The organism is Pseudomonas putida, assembly GCF_001636055.1.
Taxonomy (GTDB): domain Bacteria; phylum Pseudomonadota; class Gammaproteobacteria; order Pseudomonadales; family Pseudomonadaceae; genus Aquipseudomonas; species Aquipseudomonas machongensis.
The window spans coordinates 3514704-3537726 of the sequence record NZ_CP011789.1 but is presented as its reverse complement, the minus strand read 5'-3'; the positions used below and the strand labels follow the sequence as shown (position 1 = coordinate 3537726).

At 63.7% G+C, this 23023-nt stretch carries 23 protein-coding genes, 2 pseudogenes and 1 riboswitch; of the genes and pseudogenes, 10 read left to right on the top strand and 15 right to left on the bottom strand.

What is annotated here, in order from left to right:
* Nucleotides 1-12 precede the first annotated feature (12 nt).
* Nucleotides 13-1110: a carboxynorspermidine decarboxylase gene (locus AB688_RS15625; protein ID WP_054890747.1), complete on the bottom strand. Its 1098-nt coding sequence runs from the start codon at nucleotides 1108-1110 to the stop codon at nucleotides 13-15.
* A 210-nt stretch (nucleotides 1111-1320) separates the two neighbouring features.
* Complete coding sequence (locus tag AB688_RS15620) at nucleotides 1321-1716, bottom strand: RidA family protein (RefSeq protein ID WP_063545037.1); 396 nt, start codon at nucleotides 1714-1716, stop codon at nucleotides 1321-1323.
* Between the two features lie 111 nt (nucleotides 1717-1827).
* On the opposite strand from AB688_RS15620, the gene AB688_RS15615 reads away from it, so the two are divergent.
* Nucleotides 1828-2724: a LysR family transcriptional regulator gene (locus tag AB688_RS15615; protein ID WP_054890745.1), complete on the top strand. Its 897-nt coding sequence runs from the start codon at nucleotides 1828-1830 to the stop codon at nucleotides 2722-2724.
* 128 nt (nucleotides 2725-2852) lie between these two features.
* Nucleotides 2853-3020, top strand: a pseudogene (locus AB688_RS15610) (sigma-54-dependent Fis family transcriptional regulator); the annotation flags it as partial.
* A 3-nt stretch (nucleotides 3021-3023) separates the two neighbouring features.
* Here AB688_RS15610 and AB688_RS15605 read toward each other — a convergent pair.
* The 3 genes from AB688_RS15605 to AB688_RS15595 all read right to left on the bottom strand — a co-directional run bounded on the left by AB688_RS15605 (nucleotide 3024) and on the right by AB688_RS15595 (nucleotide 5412).
* Nucleotides 3024-3323, bottom strand: coding sequence for a hypothetical protein (locus AB688_RS15605; RefSeq protein ID WP_063545035.1), 300 nt, complete (start codon nucleotides 3321-3323; stop codon nucleotides 3024-3026).
* Nucleotides 3324-3408: 85 nt separating this feature from the next.
* Nucleotides 3409-4761: a GntP family permease gene (locus AB688_RS15600; RefSeq protein WP_063545034.1), complete on the bottom strand. Its 1353-nt coding sequence runs from the start codon at nucleotides 4759-4761 to the stop codon at nucleotides 3409-3411.
* Between the two features lie 111 nt (nucleotides 4762-4872).
* The gene (locus tag AB688_RS15595; protein ID WP_054890742.1) at nucleotides 4873-5412 is read right to left on the bottom strand and encodes a gluconokinase; all 540 of its coding nucleotides are present in this window, start codon (nucleotides 5410-5412) and stop codon (nucleotides 4873-4875) included.
* Nucleotides 5413-5607: 195 nt separating this feature from the next.
* Here AB688_RS15595 and AB688_RS15590 point away from each other — a divergent pair, with 195 nt between their 5' ends.
* The 3 genes and pseudogenes from AB688_RS15590 (at nucleotide 5608) to AB688_RS27550 (ending at nucleotide 8074) form a co-directional block, all read left to right on the top strand.
* Nucleotides 5608-6627 carry a LacI family DNA-binding transcriptional regulator gene (locus AB688_RS15590; RefSeq protein ID WP_063545033.1) on the top strand — a complete coding sequence of 340 codons (1020 nt, stop codon included), beginning with the start codon at nucleotides 5608-5610 and terminating at the stop codon, nucleotides 6625-6627.
* A gap of 127 nt (nucleotides 6628-6754) precedes the next feature.
* Nucleotides 6755-7489, top strand: a pseudogene (locus tag AB688_RS27555) (PAS domain-containing protein); the annotation flags it as partial.
* A 12-nt stretch (nucleotides 7490-7501) separates the two neighbouring features.
* Nucleotides 7502-8074: a methyl-accepting chemotaxis protein gene (locus AB688_RS27550; protein ID WP_414156010.1), complete on the top strand. Its 573-nt coding sequence runs from the start codon at nucleotides 7502-7504 to the stop codon at nucleotides 8072-8074.
* Here AB688_RS27550 and AB688_RS15580 read toward each other — a convergent pair.
* From AB688_RS15580 to AB688_RS15550, 7 genes are all read right to left on the bottom strand, one after another.
* Nucleotides 8049-11324: a transporter substrate-binding domain-containing protein gene (locus AB688_RS15580; RefSeq protein ID WP_063545032.1), complete on the bottom strand. Its 3276-nt coding sequence runs from the start codon at nucleotides 11322-11324 to the stop codon at nucleotides 8049-8051. The genes AB688_RS27550 and AB688_RS15580 overlap by 26 nt on opposite strands.
* A gap of 11 nt (nucleotides 11325-11335) precedes the next feature.
* Nucleotides 11336-11950, bottom strand: coding sequence for a response regulator transcription factor (locus AB688_RS15575; RefSeq protein WP_063545031.1), 615 nt, complete (start codon nucleotides 11948-11950; stop codon nucleotides 11336-11338).
* A 221-nt stretch (nucleotides 11951-12171) separates the two neighbouring features.
* Nucleotides 12172-12423: a DUF1272 domain-containing protein gene (locus AB688_RS26335; protein ID WP_081255245.1), complete on the bottom strand. Its 252-nt coding sequence runs from the start codon at nucleotides 12421-12423 to the stop codon at nucleotides 12172-12174.
* A gap of 63 nt (nucleotides 12424-12486) precedes the next feature.
* Nucleotides 12487-13239, bottom strand: a complete 753-nt coding sequence (gene cobM, locus AB688_RS15565; protein WP_054890736.1) for a precorrin-4 C(11)-methyltransferase — start codon at nucleotides 13237-13239, stop codon at nucleotides 12487-12489.
* Nucleotides 13240-13270: 31 nt separating this feature from the next.
* A complete protein-coding gene (locus AB688_RS15560) occupies nucleotides 13271-13666 on the bottom strand; it encodes a cobalamin biosynthesis protein (protein ID WP_063545030.1) in 396 nt (131 codons plus the stop codon).
* Nucleotides 13666-14355, bottom strand: coding sequence for a CbtA family protein (locus AB688_RS15555; RefSeq protein ID WP_063546737.1), 690 nt, complete (start codon nucleotides 14353-14355; stop codon nucleotides 13666-13668). The genes AB688_RS15560 and AB688_RS15555 overlap by 1 nt, the downstream gene beginning before the upstream one ends.
* Before the next feature lie 10 nt (nucleotides 14356-14365).
* Nucleotides 14366-14551, bottom strand: a complete 186-nt coding sequence (locus AB688_RS15550) for a CbtB domain-containing protein (RefSeq protein ID WP_063545029.1) — start codon at nucleotides 14549-14551, stop codon at nucleotides 14366-14368.
* A 97-nt stretch (nucleotides 14552-14648) separates the two neighbouring features.
* A riboswitch (cobalamin riboswitch) is annotated at nucleotides 14649-14872 on the bottom strand.
* A gap of 169 nt (nucleotides 14873-15041) precedes the next feature.
* Between AB688_RS15550 and AB688_RS15545 the strand changes: the two genes are divergently transcribed.
* Nucleotides 15042-15773 (top strand): hypothetical protein, encoded by a 732-nt coding sequence (locus AB688_RS15545; protein ID WP_054890733.1) that lies wholly within the window; start codon nucleotides 15042-15044, stop codon nucleotides 15771-15773.
* A gap of 15 nt (nucleotides 15774-15788) precedes the next feature.
* Here the strand turns inward: AB688_RS15545 and AB688_RS15540 are convergent, their stop codons facing one another.
* Complete coding sequence (locus AB688_RS15540) at nucleotides 15789-16673, bottom strand: alpha/beta hydrolase (RefSeq protein ID WP_063545028.1); 885 nt, start codon at nucleotides 16671-16673, stop codon at nucleotides 15789-15791.
* 191 nt (nucleotides 16674-16864) lie between these two features.
* Here AB688_RS15540 and AB688_RS15535 point away from each other — a divergent pair, with 191 nt between their 5' ends.
* The 4 genes from AB688_RS15535 to AB688_RS15520 all read left to right on the top strand — a co-directional run bounded on the left by AB688_RS15535 (nucleotide 16865) and on the right by AB688_RS15520 (nucleotide 20691).
* Entirely contained in the window at nucleotides 16865-17950 is a 1086-nt protein-coding gene (locus tag AB688_RS15535) for a metal-dependent hydrolase (RefSeq protein ID WP_063545027.1), read from the top strand.
* Nucleotides 17899-18600, top strand: coding sequence for a TraX family protein (locus AB688_RS15530; protein WP_331249475.1), 702 nt, complete (start codon nucleotides 17899-17901; stop codon nucleotides 18598-18600). Before AB688_RS15535 ends, AB688_RS15530 begins: the two co-directional genes overlap by 52 nt.
* A 94-nt stretch (nucleotides 18601-18694) precedes the next feature.
* On the top strand, nucleotides 18695-19606 hold the full coding sequence (locus tag AB688_RS15525) for a LysR family transcriptional regulator (RefSeq protein WP_063545025.1): 912 nt from the start codon (nucleotides 18695-18697) through the stop codon (nucleotides 19604-19606).
* Between the two features lie 104 nt (nucleotides 19607-19710).
* Complete coding sequence (locus tag AB688_RS15520) at nucleotides 19711-20691, top strand: LLM class flavin-dependent oxidoreductase (protein WP_063545024.1); 981 nt, start codon at nucleotides 19711-19713, stop codon at nucleotides 20689-20691.
* Between the two features lie 51 nt (nucleotides 20692-20742).
* Here AB688_RS15520 and AB688_RS15515 read toward each other — a convergent pair whose 3' ends face one another.
* A complete protein-coding gene (locus tag AB688_RS15515) occupies nucleotides 20743-22140 on the bottom strand; it encodes an efflux transporter outer membrane subunit (RefSeq protein WP_063545023.1) in 1398 nt (465 codons plus the stop codon).
* A 16-nt stretch (nucleotides 22141-22156) separates the two neighbouring features.
* Nucleotides 22157-22921 (bottom strand): helix-turn-helix transcriptional regulator, encoded by a 765-nt coding sequence (locus AB688_RS15510; RefSeq protein ID WP_063545022.1) that lies wholly within the window; start codon nucleotides 22919-22921, stop codon nucleotides 22157-22159.
* Nucleotides 22922-23023: the final 102 nt, after the last annotated feature.

Genomic DNA, 23023 nt, shown 5'->3' with positions numbered 1-23023 from the left:
TGAAAGCCGGTCTTACGACAGGCTGGAAACGTAGTCTTCGAAACCGAACTCGCGCTTGACCTCGACGCTGCCGTCGAGCTGTTTGACGACGATGGCCGGCATCTTCAGACCGTTGAACCAGTTCTTCTTGACCATGGTGTAGCCCGCCGCGTCGATGAACGACAGGCGATCGCCGATGGCCAGAGGACGATCGAATTGGTATTCGCCGAAGATGTCGCCGGCCAGGCACGACTTGCCGCAGACCATGTAGGTGTGCTCGCCGTCGTTGGGGGCCATCTTGGCGTTGAGGCGGTAGATCAGCAGGTCGAGCATGTGCGCTTCGATGGAGCTGTCGACCACGGCCAGGTGCTTGCCGTTGTAGAGCGTGTCGAGCACGGTGACTTCCAGCGAGGCGCTGTTGGTGATCGCTGCTTCACCGGGCTCCAGGTAGACCTGCACGCCGTACTTCTCGGAGAAGCCTTTCAGGCGGGCGCAGAACGCGTCGAGTGCATAGCCTTCGCCGGTGAAGTGGATGCCGCCGCCGAGGCTGACCCACTGGACCTGGTGCAGCAAATGGCCGAAGCGCTCTTCGATGTGCGAGAGCATCTTGTCGAACAGGCTGAAGTCGCCGTTTTCGCAATTGTTGTGGAACATGAAGCCGGAGATCGTGCCGATCACCTTTTCGATCTTTTCCGGATCCCATTCGCCCAGGCGGCTGAACGGACGCGCCGGGTCGGCCAGCAGGTAGTCGGAGCTGCTCACCTGCGGGTTGACGCGCAGGCCGCGGGTCTTGCCTTCGGACTGCTCGGCGAAGCGCTGGAGCTGGCCGATGGAGTTGAAGATGATCTTGTCGCAGTTCTCCAGCATTTCCTCGACCTCATCGTCGGCCCAGGCCACGCTGTAGGCGTGGGTCTCGCCGGCGAACTTCTGGCGGCCGAGCTTGAGCTCGTAGAGCGAGGAGGAGGTGGTGCCGTCCATGTACTGCTCCATCAGGTCGAATACCGACCAGGTGGCGAAGCACTTGAGGGCGAGCAAGGCCTTGGCGCCGGAGTGTTCGCGCACGTAGGCGATCTTCTCCAGGTTGCCCAGCAGCTTGGTTTTGTCGATGAGGTAGTACGGCGTCTTGATCATTTCAAAGGCCCCCGGCCAGGCCGGCCAAAAAAAGGACACGCATTGTGCCTTCACTTGCCGCATATCGAAAGGGCGCGATGCGCATTTCGTCCGAGCTCGCAGGCTGCGTGCCGCGTGAGGGGAGTAGAGCAGGGGAATGTGACTGTCTTAATCGTTGTTGAGGCAGATGGCCCTATCGCGGGACAAGTCGGGGCCATCTGCCTCCCTACATCACTGCGGCAACCGCGCCACCACCTTGATCTCGAAATCGAAGCCGTACAACCAGGTTACCCCGACAGCCGTTACCGTTGGGTAAGGTGCTGGCCCCCAGAATTCAGCGCGCACCAAGTCCCAGATGGCCTGGAACTTGTTTTGTGGGTCGACGATGAACAGGGTCACGTCCTGCACGTCAGCGAAGCTGCAACCGGCGGCGGCGAGAATCGCCTCGAGGTTGGCGAAGGCCCGGCGCACCTGGTTTTCCAAGCCCGGCTCGGGTGAGCCGTCCTCGCGGCTGCCAACTTGCCCGGAGACGAACAGCAAGCCATTGCTGCGCACGGCGGGGGAGTAGTGATTGATGTCGTACAGGGCCTGACGGCCAGCAGGGAATACAACGTCGCGTTGGTTCATGGTGTTTTCTCCATCAGGGGGTGATGGAGCGACTGTACGAGCCCAGACCTGTTCGATAAACGTGCGAGTCTGGTTATCATTGTTTGTTGATTCCAAACAATCGAGGCGCTGATGGACCGGTTCGACGCAATGCGTGCCTTTGCCCGGGTGGTAGAGGCGGGCAGCTTCACCAAGGCTGCAGAGACGCTGCACATGAGCCGCACCAGTGTGACCCAGCTGGTACAGCAGTTGGAAACCCGCCTGCGCGTGCGCCTGCTCAACCGTACCACGCGCAAAGTGAGCGTGACCCGCGATGGCGAGCAGTTCTACCAGCGGGTGTTGCGCCTGTTGGCGGAGCTCGAGGATGCGGAGAGTAGCCTCAGCGGCGCTGCCGGCCTGCCGCGTGGCAAGTTGCGGGTCGATGTACCGAGCCCGTTGGCAAGCCTGGTGCTGGTGCCGGCGCTGCCGGACTTCCATGCCCGCTACCCGGACATCCAGATCGACATGGGCGTCAGCGATCGTATCGTCGACATCATTGGCGAGCATGTCGATTGCGTGGTGCGCGGAGGCGAACTGCTGGACCAGTCGCTGATGGCGCGCAAGGTTGCCGACCTGCAGTTGGGGGTGTATGCGGCTCCGGCTTACCTCGAACGCCTTGGCACCCCTGCCCACCCTTCGGACCTGGAGGGTTCTGACCACCGTACGGTAGGTTTTCTCTGGGCACGTACCGGCAAACCGCTGCCCTATGCCCTCGTTCGCGGCACCGAGCGGCTGCAGGTCCGCGGCACCCAGGTGCTGGCGGTGGATGATGGCAACGCCTACCTGGCCGCCGGGGTGGCTGGGCTTGGGGTGCTGTGGCTGCCGGACTACATGGCCCGCGCGCCACTGGCCAGCGGTGCGCTGGTGCGGGTGCTCGAAGATTGGCAGTTGGAGCCGATGCCGTTGTACGTCGCTTATCCGCCGAATCGGCATGTGGGCGCGCGGTTGCGGGTGTTCATCGACTGGGTGGTGGAGGTGATGGGGCGCTGATCAGAGCCTCACCCGACCGGATAAAGCGCGCGTTGGGCGTTGGGCAATACCGCCGGTCATGGAGAGGCTCAAGCACACCTCGCAGCCGTTTCATGGCTCATCACGCTGTATACGAACCCCAGCGCCTCGAGGCCGGAGCCAGCCTGCCGGACATGGACCGCGACAGGGCCTGCCGAACCCTTGAGCGCACCGACCGGAATGTCACCAAGTCGGCACGCTTGCTGGGGCCGTCACGCGGCATGCTCTACAAGATCGAAAAGCTGGGGTTGAGCAGGCCGGACAAGCGGCAGTGGTGACCCTCAGGGCTTGCCACCGCCGCCCTGGCTACCATTACCCTCAGAGCCGCTGCCGTCCATGCCGGGCAGGTCGCGGTTGTCGTTCTGCCGGGCCGGCGGGCTTTCCGGGTCGTTGCCCTGGATCCGCGGGTCGGTATCGCGCGGCATGGGTTTCTCAACCGGGTTGAGGGTGCTGTCTACACCAGGCTGTGGCGCGGGGTTATGTGGATCGTCTGGGTAGGTGGTGCCGGTGCCAACCGCCATGGCCAGTGGTGAGCAGAGCAGGGCGGCGAGCAGGCAGGTACGGGTCAGGGATCGCTTCATCGGGCAAACTCCTTTGCGCAGGACAGGGGCATCTTCCTCTTGGGCCCCGTCCTGCTCAGCAAGGTGCCATCACCCCGACCGACGGTCACACCACAATCGACAACAGCATGATGAAGATGATGCCGACCACGGACAGGATGGTTTCCATCATGCTCCAGGTCTTGAAGGTCTCGGCCACGGTCATGTTGAAGTACTGCTTGACCAGCCAGAACCCGGCGTCGTTGACGTGGGACAGAATCAGCGAGCCAGCGCCGGTGGCCAGTACCAGCAGCTCACGGTTCACCCCCGGCACCAGTTCGATCACCGGTGCGACGATACCGGCGCCGGTGATGGTCGCCACGGTTGCCGAACCTGTAGCGATGCGGATCACCGCCGCCACCAGCCAGGCCAGCATGATGGGTGAAATTTCAGCCTGCACGGCCATCTGTCCGATCACGTTACCGACACCGGTGTCCACCAGCATCTGCTTGAAGCCCCCGCCTGCACCGACGATCAGCACGATCGCCGCGGTGGGCGCCAGGCTCTGGTCGAGCATCTTCATGATCTGCTGGCGGCTGAAACCGCGGGCCGAACCGAAGGTGTAGAACGCCAGGAGCAAGGCGGCGAGCAGCGCGGTGATGGGGTGGCCGATCAGGTCCATCCACTGACGCACGATATGGTCAGTCGGGAGCACCACGTCGGCGAAGGTCTTGAGCAGCATGAGCGCCACTGGCAGCAGCACGGTGACCAGCGTGATGGTGAAGCTGGGCAGGTTTTTCTGGTCGGAGTCGCGGGCGATCTGGTCCATCAGCTCCTGGGACGGGTTGCCCGGAATGTAGCGGGAGATGAAGTTACCGAACAGCGGCCCGGCGATGACTGCAGTAGGCAGTGCCACCAGCAGGCCGTAGAAGATGGTCTTGCCGATATCGGCGTGGAAAATGCCGATCGCCAGCAATGGCCCAGGATGCGGCGGCACCAGGCCATGCACCACCGAGAGCCCTGCCAGCAGCGGGATGCCGATCTTCACCAGCGACACCCCGGAGCGGCGGGCGACGATGAATACCAGCGGGATCAGCAGCACGAAGCCGATCTCGAAGAACAGTGGGATGCCCACCAGGAAAGCGGCGAACATCATCGCCCAATGCACTTTCTGCTTGCCGAAGGCTCGGATCAGCGTCTGTGCGATCTGGTCGGCGCCGCCGGAGTCGGCCATCAGCTTGCCGAGCATGGTCCCCAGCGCCAGGACGATGCCGACAAAGCCGAGCACGCCGCCGAAGCCGTCCTGGAACGATTTCATGACCTTGGCCACCGGCATGCCGGAGGTCAGGCCGAGAAAGCCTGCGGCCAGGGTCAGGGCGACGAAGGGGTGGACCTTGAAATGGGTGATCAGCAGGATGAGCCCGACGATGGTAACGAGCGCGTCGAGCAGCAGGTAGGTATCAGTAGCCAGTCCGAACATGGTGTCTATGCCTCGGTCTTGTCGTTGTTGTAATGGCGAAACGTAAATGAACTTTTGACGCCCGCAGGCGTCGGGACAGCGCTGTCTTTGGTGAGCCGGAAAACCGCCGGATCAGGCAGTTCGCGCCAGGTGCCGGTCACCGCAGGGCTTTAGCCAGTCGTGCACGGATTCGGCAAGTGCTTCGATCGGACGCGTGGCGTCCAGCGCCAGCGTGAGCGGTTCGCCACGCGGCGATTCGAGGGTCGCAAACTGGCTGGTGATGAGGCTTGCCGGCATGAAGTGGCCGGGGCGGGCGAGCACGCGTTTCTCGGCCTCTTCAGGGCTCAATTCGAGAAAGACGAAGCCCAGGCCTGGCACGGCCTGGCGCAGGGTGTCGCGGTAGCGGCGCTTGAGCGCCGAGCAGGTGAGGATCGGGCGTTCACCGGCCTGGAGAATGGCCTGCAGCTCTTCGCCCAGGCGTACCAGCCAACCGGCACGGTCGTTGTCGTCCAGGGGAATGCCGGCGCTCATCTTCTGGATGTTTTCGGCAGGGTGGAAGGCGTCGCCCTCGATCAGGCGTCCGCCGCTACGTGCAGCAACGGCCTGGCCGACGCAGCTTTTGCCGCAGCCTGCCACGCCCATGACCACGATGGCGCAAGGGGAAAGGTTCATCGGTACCTCCTGCGGGGTAAGACAGCGCTGTCTCACGCTCGACGAGCAGTGGTGCAAGCGCCACCCTCCCGGGTGTTATTGATCTTGTGATACGCAGTATGGATGCTGCGGCAATTATTACGTTGCCTGCGTCCTGAGACAGCGCTACCTTAGTGACCGTTCCCACTTCTTGCAAGTAGTAAAATTACAACATTCATGACCCGCACCGGCTCCCGCACCACAGGTCGTCCCACTCTGGCCGAAGTCGCCAGGCTTTCAGGGGTTTCTCCCATTACCGCTTCGCGCGCGCTGCGCGGCGTCAGCACGGTTGCACCGGAGTTGGTGGAAAAGGTCATTGCCGCCGCAGCGAGCCTGGGGTACGTGGCCAACCCGGCCGCCCGTGCCCTGGCGTCGGCACGCAGCCAGTCGGTGGTGGTGTTGATTCCATCGCTGTCCAACCAACTGTTCATCGACACGCTGGAGGCGATTCACGAGGTGATGCGTCCACGCGGGTTGGAAGTGCTGATCGGCAACTATCACTACGACAGCGCCGAGGAAGAGAACCTGATCCGCAACTACCTCGCCTACCAGCCCTGCGGCATCCTGCTGACCGGTTTCGAGCGCAGCGATGCTTCGCGGCAGATGCTCGCAGCCAGCGGCGTGCCCTGTGTCCACATGATGGAGCTTGGCGGGGAGCCGGGCGCGCTGTCGGTGGGGTTTTCGCAGCAGCAGGCGGGTCGCGCCGCCGCTCGCCACCTCATTGAGCGTGGCCGCAGGCGCCTGGGCTTCATCGCGGCGCAGCTCGATCCGCGGGTGATGCAGCGCGCCGAGGGGTTTCGCCAGGCGTTGACGGAGGCCGGCTTGCAGGCACCGGAGCTGGAGATGCTGGACCCACAACCCTCATCGATCGGCCTTGGTGGCGAGCTGTTCAGCCGTTTGCTGGCCAAGGCACCGGATGTCGACGGACTGTTCTTCTGCAACGATGACCTGGCTCAGGGCGCGGTGCTCCAGGCATTGCGCCAAGGTGTCGAGGTTCCGCGGCAGGTGGCGATGGTCGGCTTCAACGACCTGCCGGCTTCGGCGCACATGGTGCCGCGCCTGACCTCGATCCGTACGCCAAGGGCCGCTGTGGGGCGCACTGCCGCGCAGGCGCTGTTGAGTCTGCTCGACGGCAAGCGGGACGTGGAGCAGCAGCAGGACATGGGCTTCGAGTTGGTGGTGCGAGAAAGCACCTGACCGGACGTGGATACGGTCGAAGTCGCCTTCGAAACCGCCTAATCACAAGGTGATATCAGATCGCTTGCACGGCGGCGGGGCCCATCTATGCTCAGGAAACCCCTGCGCACACAAGGAGGCCCGGCGCATGTTCGAGTACCATCGCAAGTCCGACCTGATCGAGATTCAGCGTAGCCGCCAGGCACTGGCAGGCATGGAAGCCAAGTTGGCCGCGATCAGTCGCTCCATGGCGATGATCGAGTTCGCCCCGGATGGCACCATCCTCGACGCCAACGACCACTTCTGTGCAACGATGGGCTACAGCGCCGATGAGATCCGTGGCAAGCACCACCGTCTGTTCTGCGACCCAACCTATGCCAAGAGCGCCGAGTACCAGCAGCTATGGCATGAGCTGGGGCAGGGCAAGGCGATCAGCGGTACGTTCGAACGTATCGACAAGTCCGGGCGGGAGGTGTGGCTGGAGGCGAGCTACATGCCAGTGCTCGATGATCAACAGCAGGTTACCAGCGTGATCAAGGTCGCGGCCGACATCACCCGCAGGGTCAACGAAGAGCATGAGAGCGAAAGCCTGCTCAAGGCCATCGGTCGCTCGATGGCGGTGATCGAGTTCACCCCCGAGGGGCGGGTGATCACGGCCAACCAGAACTTCCTCGATACCATGGGCTATCGCCTGGAGGAGGTCACGGGGCGTCATCATGGGTTGTTCTGCCTGCCCCATGAGCGCGAATCGCCCCAGTACCGGGAGTTCTGGGCATCGCTCAACCGGGGCGAGTATCACTCCCACCGCTTCGAACGGGTCAACAAGCAAGGCCAGACGGTGTACCTGGAGGCTTCCTATAATCCGATCTTCGATGGCAAAGGCCGCCTGTACAAGGTGGTCAAGTTCGCCAGCGACATCACCAATCAGGTCAGCACCCAGCAGAGCGCGGCCGATGCGGCTCACGCAAGCTCCGTGCAGACCGACGCCTGCGCGCGCAAGGGAACCCAGGTGGTGCAGCAGACGGTGCAGGTGATCGAGCAGATTTCCGAGGAGCTCAACGACGCGGCGCGCAGCATCGATGCGGTGAGCAAGCAGTCGGAGCTGATCGGAAAGATCGTCCTGACCATTCGCGGGATTGCCGACCAGACCAACCTGTTGGCACTCAATGCCGCCATCGAGGCCGCCCGGGCCGGTGAGCACGGGCGCGGTTTCGCGGTTGTGGCTGACGAGGTGCGCAGCCTGGCGGCGCGGACCAGCAAAGCCACGCTGGAGATCGTCGAGGTGGTGCGACAGAATCACGACCTGTCACTGACGGCGGTGGCCAGCATGCAGTCGAGCCTGTCGCGCACGGGGTTGGGCGTGGAGCTGGCCAACGAGGCCGGTACCGTGATCATGGAGATCCAGCAAGGCTCACGTCACGTGGTCGATGCGATCAGCCAGATCAGTTCGACCCTGCAATTGCATTGAGCCCCTCGCGCAACTGATGCTCCAGGCCCTGGAGGTTTGCCTCCAGGCGTGCGAGCAATGCATCGCTGGGCGCTCCATCGGCCAGTGCCTGTTCCAGCGTTTCGCAATCGCGGACCACCCCCCTGACCTTGAGCATGCGCGCACCGCCTTTGATCCGGTGCACCAGCGTTTTCACCTGCGCTGATGTGTGGCCCGGCGCCAGTTCGCGCAGGGCCTGCAGGTCTTGCGCGGTGCTCTGGGCGAGTTGTTCGAGCAGGCGCCGAGTCAGCTCTACGTCGTCCTGGGTGAGATGGCGCAACTGAGCAATGTCGAAACCACTGTCCGGCGGTGCATCTTCCGGGGGCGTTGCCTCGGTAGTCGGCGCCTGGGGCAAGTGGGCCTTGAGGGTACGCAGGTCGATCGGTTTGAACAGGCACTCGTCCATGCCATCGGCCAGGCACTGTGCCTTGGCTTCGGCCTGGGCGTTGGCCGTGACGCCGAGGATTCGGCAGGGCTGGGCACCGCGTTCGCGTTCCAATGCGCGGATGCGTCGTGTCAGCTCGTGGCCATCCATGACGGGCATGCTGCAGTCGGTGATCACCAGGTCGAACGCTTCGGCCTGCCAGAGCGCCAGGGCCGTCTGGCCGTTTTCAGCCAGGCGCACCTTGTGCCCGAGAGTGCATAGTTGCTTTTCGAGGAGCATGAGGTTGGCCGGGTAGTCATCCACGACCAGGATATGCAAAGGACCGGCCTGGGTAGTGTCGCCGAGTAGTTCGGGCAGGGGTTGCGCGACCAGGGGCTCGGCGCTCGGCAGCAACAGGCTTATATCGATTCGGGTGCCGACACCCTGCAGGCTCTGCAGTTGCAGGACGCCGCCCATGAGCTGGCACAGTGTACGGCTGATGATCAGGCCCAGCCCGGCACCATGGCGTGCGCGCTGGCCGTCGAGTTGAGCGAAGGCCTGGAACAATTTGGTCTGATCGGCTTCGCTGATGCCGATGCCGCTGTCTTGCACCTGCAGTTCCACCTGCAGGACACCTTTGGTGTGCGCTTGCACGAACAGACCGACTTCGACCTGGCCTTGCTCGGTGAATTTGATCGCATTGCTGAGCAGGTTGGACACCACCTGGCGTAGCCTTACCGGATCGACAGAGGCCCAGATCGGCGACTCTGGGAGCCTGGTTTGAAGCGTCAGTCCCTTGACCTTGGCATTGGCTTCGAAGGCGCGTACGGTCGAGCGGACGAGCTCGACCAGGTCGGTGGCTACGGGCTGCAAGACCATGTGCCCGGACTCGATGCGCGAGATGTCGAGGATATCGCCGATCAGGTCGAGCAGGCCGAGTGCGGCATCGTGTGCAGTCTGCAAGCCCTGCGGGTCGCTGTGGCCTTGACGGTTGTCTTCGAGTGCCAGTTCCAGCAGCCCGATCACCGCGTTCATGGGGGTGCGGATCTCATGGCTCATGATTGCCAGGAAGCTGCTTTTGGCCTGGCTGGCACGCTCGGCATCCTCCTTGGCCTGACGCAACTGTTCCAGCAGGCTGCGGCTGAGCGTGAGCTGCGCCTGCAGCGCCCGTTGTGCCTCGCTGCGCTGGTGGATCAACTTGCGCAGATAGCCGTTCCAGAACACCACGCCGGCCAGCAAAAATGCCGAAAGCACCAGCACCTGCAATGCCAGCGAGCGGTAGTTGCCCCACAGGCTATCGCTGACGATGGTGCTGGTGCGCCAACGGTTGATCAATTGGTCCAGTTCTTCCGGCGGGATACTCAGCAACGCCTTGTCCATGATCGACTGCAATTGCGGCAGATCCGGCGCCACGGCAAAAGCTATTGCTGTCTGGCTGTCGTCCTGCAAGCCGGCGATGCGCAACCTGTCCTTGAACACATGAGTCAGGTAGTAGGACGCGCTGATGTTGCTGATCAGCGCGACGTCGGCATTGCCCTTGGCCACCGACTCCATCATCGCCAACGTGTTGTTGGCCTCGACCACATGAGCCTGCGGATAACGCTGGCGCAGCGCGACCTCCTGGGAGCCGTCACGCACCAGCGCGATGCGTTGTGCGTCCTGTGGGCCGGCCTGCGTGCTGGTGTGGCGCACGACCTGCACGTTGGGGCTGACCAGGTAGGGGCGGGTGAAACGCACGCGCGATGCGCGCGACGGGCTGTAATCCAGGGCTCCGACCATCTGTGCATCACCCCGTGCCACCTCATCGACCATGGCCGCTACGGAGTTGCGTTCAACGATGTCGAAACGCAGGCCGGTGCGCAAAGTGATCTGTTTGAGAACGTCCAGTGTAATGCCGTTGGGTTGCTGCTGTGTGTCGTTGAATGTGATTGGTGCAAAGCTTGGGTTGATCAGTACCCGTATCCTGGGGGCTCTGGCCAGCCAGCGCTGTTCTTCATCGGTGAGCGTGGAAAGGCGACGTTGCAGGAGCAGGCTGGTGTTGCCACTGGACCAGCGGCGCAGGATGTTCAGGCGCTCGCTGTCGGTAATCCTCTGTAACGCCTGGTCGACCAGGCTGAGTAGCCTGGTGTTGTGTTGGTCCAGTGCGAAGGCGAAAGCGCCTGCGGGTGCCTGGACGAAATGGTCGATGCGCACCAGGCCTTGATAGGCTCGTCCAATGGCGAAGTCCGAGCTGATGGCATCGCCGATGTAGGCATCGGCATCACCCTGCGCCACTGCGCTGAGGCCTGCGTAGGTCGAGCTGTAGAGGATCAGCTGCGCCTGGGGATACAGGGCTTGGACAGCCGTCTTGGGCAGGTAGTGATCGACCATGGCCAGGCGCAGGCCGGCCAGATCTTCACTGTGCAACTGGGGGCGGTCCTGACGTGTGACGATCACCGGAAGGTCGTCGGCATAGGTTTGGCTCAGGGACAACTTGGCATCGGCTGCTTCGAAGCCGTTGGAGCTGCCAAGCAGGTCGATCTGCCCCTGGTGCAGGGCTTCGATGGCCGCTGTGCGACTGGCAAAACGGCGTACTTCGATCGGCATGCCCAGTTGCTCGCCGATCAGGCCAGCATAGTCCGCACTCAACCCTTCGTAGTCGTTTGGGCTGACATTGATTTCAAAGGGGGGGTAGTCAGGACGCGAACTGCCCAGGACCAGCACCTTGCGCTCGCGCAGCCACTGGCGGTCGCTGTCGCTCAGCGGCAGCGCGACACTGGCACTGATCGAGCGAGCCAGCAAGTGTCGCGGTTCGCTTTCACCAATGACGGCGCCCGATACCAGCAGGGCCGCCGCTGCCAGTAGCAGGCCGCCAAGGGTGTGCCTCATGGTCGCGAGGCTCAGTTCACTTGGTTGCGTTTGGCCAGGTCGACCATTTCGACCAGCGACTCGGTCTTGAGTTTTTCTCCGATTCGACCGCGGTAGGTGCTGATGGTCTTGGCGCTGAGGTTCATGGCCGTCCCTATGTACTTGTTGTTCTCTCCCCGCGCGAGCCTGCGCAGGACTTCCATTTCCCGGTTCGACAGGCTGTTGAGCCTGTCCGTTTCCGATTCCAGGGTGCTGCTGTTCACCGACATCTGCGGAAAGGTCGAATAGCCTTTGACCAGTGCCTTTAGCGCGAACAACAGCGCATCGAGGTCTTCGTCCTTGTTGACGAAAGCCGAGATTCCGGCATCCAGGCAGCGACGGACGTAGAGATCAGAGGACTGCCCGGTGAGTACCATGATTTTTGGCGCAGGATCGAGCAATTGCAAACGCTTGATCACTTCCATGCCATCCAGGCCCGGTAACCCAATATCGAGAATCACCACTTTCGGCGCAAGCTGACGCGCCATCTGTACGGCCTCGATGCCATTGCCCGACTCACCGACAACCTCAAAGCGTTCCCGCTCGAGCAGAATACGCACGGCGAGTCGGACGGTAGGGTGATCATCGACCATCAGTACGGTGGTCATTGGAAAACTCCTGTACGAAGTAATGTTCGTTCCTGACGTTATCCAGGAATGCGTCTGTAGGGCCAATCTGGCTGCGGGCACGATACGTCCATCAGAACGCTTTGATAATGGCGAGTATAGGCGTGTGGAAAAAGCAGCCATTTGCTGGTGAAAAGTCCTACAAAAGAAACTAGGGGCGAGGGGCGATGAGGCCCTCGCCGGCAGGCGTGGGGTGAGGGCGCTCAGGTCGGGCGCGCACAGGCGGGATGCGGTTTGTTCACACGATGCGTCGAAGCGGGATTGTTGAGCAGCGCGGTACCGAGCCGTGTCGGGCGTTGCAGCAATTGTCCCGCGCAATTGGGGCATTGTCCCTGCAGATGCTGTTCAGCGCAGCGGCGGCAGAAGGTGCACTCGAACGAGCAGATCAGCGCGTCCAGGGTGTCGGGGGGCAAATCGGCATCGCAACATTCGCAATTGGGGCGTAGCTCGAGCATGGCGCAACTCCGGTGTGGACAGAGATGCGCCAGTGTCGGTCGCTGGACGCTGGCTGGCAATCCTCAGTCGGCGGGGCGATACAGATGGGCGTGGCCGGCGCGGTACAAGGCCGAGTCGGCAAACGGTGCATCGCCAAGAACGTGGCCGACGAGAATCAGTGCCGTGCGCCGGAAGCCTTTGTTGGCAACACCCTCGACGATATCGGCGAGACGGCCCCTGACCCAGTCCTGGTCCGGCCAGGTGGCGCGGTGGATCACTGCCACCGGGCAATCCGCCCCATAGTGCGGCAGCAGCTCCTCGACGATGCGCGGCAGATGGCGTACCCCCAAGTGAATGGCCAAGGTACTGCGGTGGCGCGCCAGGTCCGCCAGTTGCTCACCTGCCGGCATCGGCGAGCGCTCGCCGTAGCGGGTCAGGATGACGGTCTGCGAGATGTCCGGCAGCGTCAGTTCGCAGCCGAGCAGGGCGGCGCTGGCGGCTGTGGCGGTAACGCCAGGAATGATCTGGTAGTCGATGCCCAGTTCACGCAGGTGGCGGATCTGTTCGCCAATGGCGCCATACAGGCTCGGGTCCCCGCTGTGTACACGGGCCACATCCAGGCCTTGGTCATGGGCTTCGCGGATTGCGCCGATGATCTGCTCCAGGTGCAGTTCGGCGCTGTTGATCAGGGTACTGGCGGTATGACCTTCGAGTACCGCGGGCGGTACCAGTGAGCCGGCGTAGATGATCACCGGGCATTGACGGATCAGGCGTTGGCCCTTGACCGTGATCAGCTCCGGATCGCCGGGGCCGGCACCGATGAAATAGACCGTCATGGCAAGTCCTTGAACGTGAAATGAAGTGCGATTATCCGTTGCTGGCCAGCGCCAGGGTAGCGTCACCGAGCACCTGTCGGGTGACTGTCAGGATCGGCGAGCGCTGACCCTCGCTCGCCGCCAGTGCCAGCGCCGCGCTTTCTGCCACTCCCCAGCAGCCGGTGGTGTCGAAGGCCATTTCGGAGCGGTGGCTGAGCAAGGGCAGGAAGGGCTGCAGTTGCTGGGCGCTGTACAGCGTCAGCGGCAGGCCGAGCTGCTCGGCCAGTTGCCGCAGGCCGGGCTCCTGAGCCTTGAGATCGATGCTGGCGATACCTCGCAACGCGGCCAGCGTCAGGCCGTTGTTGGCCAGTGCAAGGTGCAGCAGGGTTTCCAGAACCGCCGCTGGGCAACCCCGGCGGCAGCCGAAACCGGCATAGAGCGCGGCCATCAGGCCTGCGCGGAGCGGCGGTATAGCCAGGCGCTCAGCAGACCCAGTGCGACCCAGAAGGCTGCGTTGGTCAGCCAGGAGGCAACCTTGAACTGTGCTTCCAGCGCTTCGGGCGCCAAGCTTTCATGCACCGGTGGCTGAGGGGCGCCGATCAGGTGCGGTACCACCAGCAGCGCTGCGCCAAGCACTTTGAGCAGCCAGTGCCGCGCGAAGACCAGCAACGCCAGGCCCACTGCAGTGGCGGCGGCGGTGCCGATCCACCAGGTCTGGCGTTGACCCAGATCGGCTGCGGCGGTGCCAGGCAGTTCGGGTGGCAGGCCCAGGGTCGGCGCCAGGCAGAACACGGCGAAGCCGCCCAGGCCCCACAAGGCGCCAGTACTGACTCGACCGGGTTCGCGCAGGCTGTAGAGTGCGGCGAGGATCAGCGCGAAACCGACTGCCACCACCAGGTTTCCGCCGGTGGTCGACAGCACGCGCTGCCAGCCGTCTTCCGGTGACCAGGCTTCTGCACCGTGCTCATGGCCAGCGGCACTTTCACCGGCGTGCCCGTGCTGCTCGGTGGGGGCCGAGTTTTCATAGGTTTCGGCTTGAAGGATCAACGGAGCGACCCAGAAACTCTGCAACAGCGTCAGCAAAAGTGCGGCGAGCAGGCCACTGAAGCCTGCCGTGCGAGCGATACGCTTGATCATCATCGGACACTCAGTGGCAAGGGAAGGCGGCGCTGTGACGGGTATCGTGGGCAGCGTTGTGCACAGCCTCCAGGTGCGAGAACCCGGCGAAGTACACCAGGCACAAGCCCAGCAGGCTGGCGCCGACCGCAACGACGAGGCGCTGGCTGAGGCTGACGGGGGTGGCGATGCTGTGTTTGGCGCTGGTGACGGACATGACGCATTCCTCTGCTTTTTTCATGGGCGACAGGAAGCGCGGCAACCCCAGGCGAGAACCGCCCAGGGACATGCAACAGCGCCCGCCCACCGCGGGGTGTGATCACAAGACGTTGGGCCGGTCTCCGGGCTGACGAGCAGGAGCCTGGCTCCTGGGGAGAGCGTCACCTTCCCATGCCGCACTGCAGGCACAGTGGATCAGACGCTCGCTCGCTTACCGTTGCGGGGGCAGCACCGGACTTGCCAGACCCATGAAGAGCCTGTGACGCACCGGTTTCCCGTTTCACCCCTGCAAAGGGGCACCCTACGTAATGTATTAGGAGATCACGGCCACGCTTTGGTCGTCAATTCTTGTTACGAAATGAGCAAATGGGCGGGCTGAAAATCCTCAGTCAGCCTTGAACGTCGCACTTTTTTACATTCTGGGGCTCTATGCATGGCCAGGCTGCGCCGATTCCCGGCCCGGCCGCTGACCCTGGACCCCGGTGCAAATGCCTGTTCCTGCCTTTCGCCGCCATGCCCGCCTGTCATTGGTGGGTGTCTTGATCGCCCTGTGCGGGTGCACCGGGCAGCAGGGGCATGACGTATTCACCCAGTTGGGTAACGGGCATCCTGGCGAGCTGTTCCAGACCAGTGTCGACCGCATGGCGACCTTGTCCATGCGCGACAACCTGCAGAGCCTGTATCTGCTGATGAACAAGCTCTACCTGCGCAACCCGAGTCAGTGGAAGCAGTCCGGATACCTGGATGCCGCCACTGCCGAGCGCCAGATCCGCCAGGCCATCGAGCAGCGCCAGTCGTTGCCGCAACTGGGCGAGCGCCGTGACCTGGCGGCGCTGAGCTATGCCTTGAGCCCGGAGTTTCGCGGTGATCGGGTCGGTGCGTTCATCTATGCGATCGGCAGCATGTTGATTACCGCCCACGGTGGGCGCACCGAGTTCTACATGACCGACGCCATTGACCCACTGTTCGTCAATAACGCCGCGCGCAACATCGAAAAGGCCACCTGGATGCTCGGTCAGCGCCAGGACGCCAATGGCGTGTTGCTGTTGTTTTCCAACGAGATCTCGGAGGAGGGCAGCAATCTGAGTTTTGCCGTCGAGTTCGGCAAGATCGTCGCACGCCTCGACCTGCTGGCGCAGATGCTCGATGAGCGCTACCGACGGATCGGCCTCAACTATGCGCAGAGCCTGCTGCTGATGAATTTCCTGCCCGTACAGTGATCATCGCCCCGGGCCTCAGAGCAAGGCTTCGATGGCGCGGCGATAGCGCTGGCCTGCCAGGCTCATGCTGTTGTTGTGGCTTGCCCCCGGCACCAGCAGCAAGGTCTTGGGCTGCTGCGCGGCCTCGAACAGCGCCTGGCTGAAGCGTGGCGGCACATAACGGTCGTCCAGGCCGTGCACCAGCAGCAGGGGTAAATCGATATCGGCGATCTTGCCCAGCGAGTCGAACTTCTGCGACAGCAGCCAGCGTACCGGCAGTGCCGTATCGGCCACTGATGCCGCCACGTCGCCAAGGGAGGTGAAGGTGGATTCGAGAATCAGGCCGCGCGCAGGTACGGGCTGGCCTTGCTGGCGTGCCTGGCGTGCGAGCTCCGACGCAAGCTCGACAGCGACCGCACCGCCCAGCGAATGGCCGAAGATCAGGCGCTTGCTTGGCAGCGGCTGCAACTGGGCGAAGCGCTCCCAGGCAATTCGGGCGTCCTCGTATACCGTGGCCTCGGACGGCAGGTCACCTTGGCTCTGGCCAAACCCGCGGTAGTCCACGGCCAGCACCGAATAGCCCATGGCGTGCAGCTGCTCGATGCGGAACAACTGGCCGGTGAGGTTCCAGCGTACGCCGTGCAGGTAGAGTATCGCTGGCGCGTTGGCGCGTTCGGACGGCCACCACCAGGCGTGCAGGCTCTGGCCGTCGGTGAAGTTGCGCGGGCGTAGGTCCAGTTCCTGTACGCCGGCCGGCAGGCCCCTGAACCAACTGGCCTGGCCCGGCTCGATACGAAACACCAGTTCGCGCTCCTTGTGCTGCAAGACCGCGCAACCCGCAGGCAGGCCCACCACCAGCAAGGCCATGGCCAGCCAGGTGAGCCAGCGGCGTTTGAAGTGAGTGAGCAGGGTGTCGGTCATGGGTGTCATCAGGCGTGCTGGAAGTCGTCGTTTTTAACAGAAGCCATGGCCTCGCTGCAGGCAATTTTTCCCGAGCGGTGCTGACACATGTTTGCAAGCTGTTTCCCCGGCGCCCTCGAGGGGTTCTGCACGCTTGCCGCAGCGGGCGCCGAGGGGTAGGTTTCCCTGACCCTGTCGATGGAAGACTTACCTTGGACTCGATTACCCAAGCCGTACTTGGCGCCGCCCTGCAAGGTACCGTGCTCGGCCGCATCCAGGGCCGCCGTTCGCTGTTGTACGGTGCCGCGCTGGCCACCTTGCCCGATCTCGATGTGGTGATCCGGTATGCGGACCCTGTTTCGCAGATGACCTATCACCGCGGTTTTTCCCATTCGATCTTCGTCCTTACCGGCCTGGCGCTGCTGCTGGCGTGGCTGGTGGCCTGGGTAGGGCAGAGGCGCTGGCCCGACAGAGGCTACCGTTGGCCCCGACTGTTCGTGGCGTTCTGGCTGGTGCTGGTCACCCATCCCCTGTTGGACGCCTTCACGGTCTATGGCACGCAATTGTTCTGGCCGCTGCCGTTCACTCCCGAAAGCTGGGCGGCAGTGTTCATCATCGACCCGATCTACACCGTGCCGCTGCTGGTCGCTGTGATCTACGCCGCGTGGCGGGGGCTGAGTGGCCGGGCGATACCCCTGATGGCGGCGGCTCTGCTGTTCAGTACGGCGTATCTGGGGTTCGGGCTGGCCGGGCGCATGGCGGTCGAGCAGCGTTTCCATGAGGCCCTGGGCCGCCAGGGCGTTGTTGTCGATCATGTGCGGGCAGTGCCCATGGCCTTCAACAGCCTGGTCTGGCGGTTGCTGGCCAAGACGGCGGATGGTCATTACTACGAGGGCGTGAGCAGCGTTTTCGACCGCGAACCACCCGAGATGCAGCGCCTGTCGCTGAACCTGGACGCCGCCAAGGTGCTCGAGGGCGTCGCGCTGCACGAGCGGCTGCGCTGGTTCACCGATGATTGGCTGCGTTATGACGTGGTCGGCGATGTGCTGGTGGTGACCGACCTGCGCATGGGCATTCCCGGTAACTACACCTTCCGTTTCCGCATGGCTCATCGCGACAGCCAGGGTCAGTGGGTGGTCGATACCCCAGCCAACTGGAGTGACGGTGCCGCGATGTTCAGCGGCCATGACCTGGGGCTGATCTGGCGTCGGATCCTCCAACAGCAACCTCCGCTGCCCCTGGCGGCTTGGACCACACGCTACCTGAATCCCTCGCCGCAATCCGGGGTGGCGCCCTGAACGGCCGCTCGGCCGGGCTCGACCTGGTCAAGTGGACGGCGATCCTGAGCATGGTCGCCGATCATTTGCGCTACCTGTGGCCCAGTGCCGACGGGTTGTTCGTGGTCGGGCGCCTGGCGTTTCCACTGTTCTGCCTGGTGATCGCCTGTCATGTCTCACGCGCCCAGCCAGGCGCGCTGTACACGGCAGCCAACGCGCGCTACCTGAGCTGGATGTTGGCCTTCTCGGTACTTGCCGAGGGCCCGTACCGTTGGTTGGACAATGGCTCGCACACGCTCAATGTCATGCCCACCCTGACCCTTGGCCTGCTGGTCGCCTGGGGGGTGAAGCATCCACAGCCTGCTGCGCGCATTGTCGGCCTCGGTAGTGCCGGGCTGGCGCTGGTTTTCGGTGATCGACTGATGTATGGCCTGCCGGGAGTATTGCTGCCGGCGGCCTGCCTGATGCTGTGGTCGCGAGGTCGGCCCGGCTGGCTGGTGCCCTGTCTGCTGGCAATGGGCGCCAACCTGACCAACAGCTGGTTATGGGCACATCCCTGGCAGCCCTTTTCTTTGCTGGTGCTGGCCACCGCGGCAATGGCGCTGCCGTTGGGTTTGCGCATGCTGGCGTACCAGGGCGCCTCGATCGTGCCTGTGGGACGCTGGGCCTAAGGGTTCTATCCTTTGCACCTGATGGCGATCAAGGCCTTGCAATACCTCGATCTGCCCCCATCCTAGGCAGCCTCGGATATCCAGGAACAGCTTCATGGAACCCAACCGCTTCGGCGACATCGCCGCCTTCGTCAGTGCCGTGAAGGTCGGCAGCTTCACCGCAGCCGCCGCGAGCCTGGGCCTGACCCGCTCGGCGGTGGGCAAGAGCATCGCGCGCCTCGAATCGCGCATGGCCGTGCGCCTGCTCAACCGCACCACGCGCAAACTGAGCCTGACCGATGAAGGCCAGGTCGCGTTCGAGCGTTGGCGGCAGATCCTCGACGACCTGGACGAAGTCGAGACCACGATGGCCCAGCGCCGTGGACGACCGACCGGCACTCTGCGCCTGACTGCGCCGCTGTCGTTCGGCCAGCGTCATGTGCTGCCGATCCTGGATGTTTACCTCAAGCAATGGCCGGAACTGCGCGCCGATATCCGCTTCACCGACCGTTTCGTCGATCTGGTGGAGGAGGGGGTCGACGTTGCCGTACGCATCGGTGCGCCCAAGGAGGACTCGCAACTGCTGACCCGCACCGTGGCGTGGCAGCAGTTCGTCACCTGCGCTGCACCTGAGTACTTGCAGCGTCATGGGGTGCCCCAGGTACCGGCAGACCTGTATGGGCACGACAAGATCGCTTTTCTGGCGGGCGAGAAGGCCAGCCCCTGGCGCTTCCACACCAATGAAGGGCTGCACCTGTGCGAAGAGCCCGGGCGCTTGAACATCGACAGCTCCGAGGCCATGCTCGATGGCGCCCGCGCCGGGTTCGGGCTGATTCACCTGCCCACCTACATCACCGGCAACGACTTGCGCGCCGGAACGCTGGTCGAGGTGCTCGCGGATTACCGGCCGCCAGCGGACCCGATTCGTATCGTCTACCCCAGCAAGCGCCATTTGTCGCCACGGGTGCGAGGTTTCATCGACCTGCTGGTCGCCCGCTGGGAGCATGGAGTGCCCTGGGAACGCTGATTGGGGAATGCAGGGACCGTGTGTAGGGCCCGTTTGGCGGTTTATCACCCGAGCGTGGCGCTGGACACTGTGCAGTCATATCCGTCACGACTTATGGAGACGCCATGACTGCGTTGTCTGTCCTGGACCTGGTCATGATCGGCGAGGGCAAGACCCTGGTCGATGCGATCGAGGAATCCCGTCAACTGGCACGCCACGTCGAGCAGCACGGCTACGCTCGATACTGGATCGCCGAACACCATGACATGCCCGGCATCGGCTCTGCCGCCACAGCGCTGGTAATCAACGAGATCGCCAATGCCACGCGGCATATTCGCGTGGGTGCCGGTGGCATCATGCTGCCCAATCATGCTCCGCTGGTGGTCGCCGAGCAGTTCGGCACGCTCGATGCCCTGCACCCCGGGCGCATCGACCTGGGGTTGGGGCGTGCCCCCGGCAGCTCAGGCCCGACCGTCCGTGCTTTGCGCGGCGTCGCGCCCGAGCGTGACTTTGCCCAGGACATCGCCGAGTTGCGCGATTACCTGGCCGACAACGGCCAGCGATCGGTGCGCGGGGTGCCGGGCAAGCACGAGGTGCCGGTGTGGATATTGGGTTCCAGCCTGTTCGGCGCCGACCTTGCGGCACGGCTCGGCTTGCCTTATGCCTTTGCCTCCCATTTCGCCCCGCGCTACCTGCTGCAGGCCATCGCCCATTACCGCGCGAACTTCCAACCCTCGGCGCAACTGGCCAAGCCCTACGTCATGGTGGGCATGAATCTGTTCGCAGCAGCCAGCGATGCCGAAGCCGATTATCTCGCCAGCTCGCACCGCAAATGGATGCTCGATCTGCATGTCGGACGTCACGGCCTGCTGCCCCTGCCGCAGGAAGGTTATGTCGAGGGCTTGCCGGGCCATGAACGGGCGGTGCTGGAACAGGTGATGGCCTGTACCGTGGCCGGTGGGCCGCAGCGGGTGAGGGATGGGTTGCGCACACTGATCGAACAGACTGGCGCCGATGAGTTGATGATCGATTGCCGGATCCATGACCCCTTGGCGCGCTTGCGCTCCCACGCATATGCGGCCCAGGCCCTTGCCGACCTGGCCTGACTCGACCTGAGCGGCAGGCGCCAAGGCGCGGCCGCGGGCGACGGCCTGCCTTCAGTGCGCGTCTGTCCAGCCTCCCCCTAACGCGGCATAGAGGTTCACCTCTGCCAGCAATTGCGCCAGCCGGTCGTTGATCAAGCCCTGCTGGGCACTGAACAGCGAGCGCTGGGCGTCGAGAAAGGTCAGGCTGCTGTCCACGCCAATGCGGTAGCGGTTGCGGGCCAGGTCGTAGTAGCGCTGGGTGGAGGCCACCAGGTCGCGCTGGGCAACCAGTTGCCGCTGATAAGTGGCGCGCGCCGCCAGGCCGTCAGACACCTCCTGGAACGCCCCCTGAATCGATTTCTCGTAGCGAGCCACCTCGATTTCCTTTTGCAGGCGCGCATAGTCCAGGCTGGCCCGCAGGCTGCCGGCGGTGAACAGCGGCAGGTTGATCTGCGGCTGAAACAACCAGGTTCCGCTGCCGCCGTCGAACAGCCCGGACAATTCGCGACTGCTGGTGCCTGCGTTGGCGGTCAGGCTGATGCTGGGAAAGAACGCTGCCCGTGCGGCACCGATGTCGGCATTGGCCGCACGCAGCTGGTATTCGGCTTCCAGGATGTCCGGGCGACGTTGCAGCAGTGCCGAGGGCAGGCCGGGCGGCAAGCCGACGATCTGCTGCGAGGCCAGCGGCAGGCTGGGCGTACGCTCATCGAGGGGCGCCCCGACCAGCAGGGTCAGCTGGTTGATATCCTGGGCAACCTGGCGCTGGTAGCGGGCTACTGCGGCACGAGCGGTGTCGACGCTGGTCTGCGCCTGGATCTGCTGCAATGCCGACGCAGTGCCGGCGCGACGCTGACCCTGGGTCAGGCGCAGGCTTTCCTGGTCGGCGATCAGGGTCTGGCGTGAAAGCTCGAGCAGCTCCAGGTCGGCTCGCCAGGTCATGTAGCTGCTCGCCACGCTGGCCACCAACCCCAATTGCACACTGCGTCGAGCCTGTTCGCTGGCGAGATAGGTCAGCAAGGCCTTGTCACTCAGGCTGCGCAGGCGGCCGAACAGGTCAAGCTCATAGGCGCTCACCCCGAGCGTGGCGGCGTAGGTCTGGGTGATGGCTCCGTCGCCGGTCCCGGTCATGCGTCGCGGCAGGTACTGGCGCTGGCCCTTGGCGTCGGCGGAGACCTTGGGCAGCAACTCCGAGCGCTGGATACGAAACTGCGCACGATAGGCTTCGACGTTGAGCGCTGCCACGCGCAGATCGCGGTTGTTGAGCAGAGCGTTGTCGATCAGTTGGCGCAGCAACGGATCCTGGAACACCTGGTGCCAGTCGTCGTGCTGGCGGCTGGGTGCCATGGCATCCTGGCTGGCTTCTCCCTGTGGGAATCGAGGTGCGACAGGCAGGGCGGGGCGTTGATAGTCGGGGGCCAGGGTGCAGCCGGTCAGCAACACCGCCAACACGGCAGCAGGGTATCTGGGCATCGCGGGTTCTCTGGGGTCAGGCACCGGCCATCCATCTGGCCAGGCCGTGGCGGCCACTGACGCCAAGCTTGGCGGTGGCGCGTTTGAGGTAGGTTTCCACCGAACTGTTCTTCACGTTCAGGCGTTGGGCCATTTCCGGTACGGTGCCACCGGTGAGCAGCCCCAGGCAGACCTCCTGCTCTCGGCTCGACAGTTGCACGGCTTCCTGGGCCAGGCGCTCGTCGAAGCCGTGGCGCAAGGTGTCGGGCGTCGCCGAACCTTCACCCTGCACGTGCACCTGGTGCTGCGCATGGTGTTCAAGCAGAGGCAGCAAGGTGTCGGAGAGGCATTTGAGCAGCGACAGTTCGCCGAGGGAAAAGGCCATCTGGCTGGGCAGGCGATGGAAGCAGATGACCCAACGGCGGTCGCCATTGCACGACACCAGGTTGCACTGGTGAGCACTGGATTGCGGGTTGCCGGTGACGTGAGGCGCCTTTACCTGAATGAGCAAGGGATCGTTCATCTGCAGGATGTTCTGCAGCAGCGGGTGGTTGGGCTGATCAGGTGGAGGAAACTCCTGGGCAAGCCCCGCGCCGCCCAGCACCTTGACCCGACTGACGCCGGTCTGTCGGGCATCCAGGGTCCACTCGCTCAGGTCGAGCCGGTGCACTGGCACCAGGCTGTCCACCAGCCGGAGCATGCGCTCGGCAAAATGATCCTCGCCGGTGCTGGCGATCAGCTCTCCCAGTTGCAGGTAGAGGCGCGCGTCGTGGTGATGTTCGAGGCTGCGGGTCAGCTTCATGTCCTATTCATCCTTGAATCGGGTACTGCGCAGGCGGGGTGGCGAATGGCCTTACGCCTTGGCCGGTCGAGGGTGGCGCTATTCAAGCCTGGGCCTGGCGCC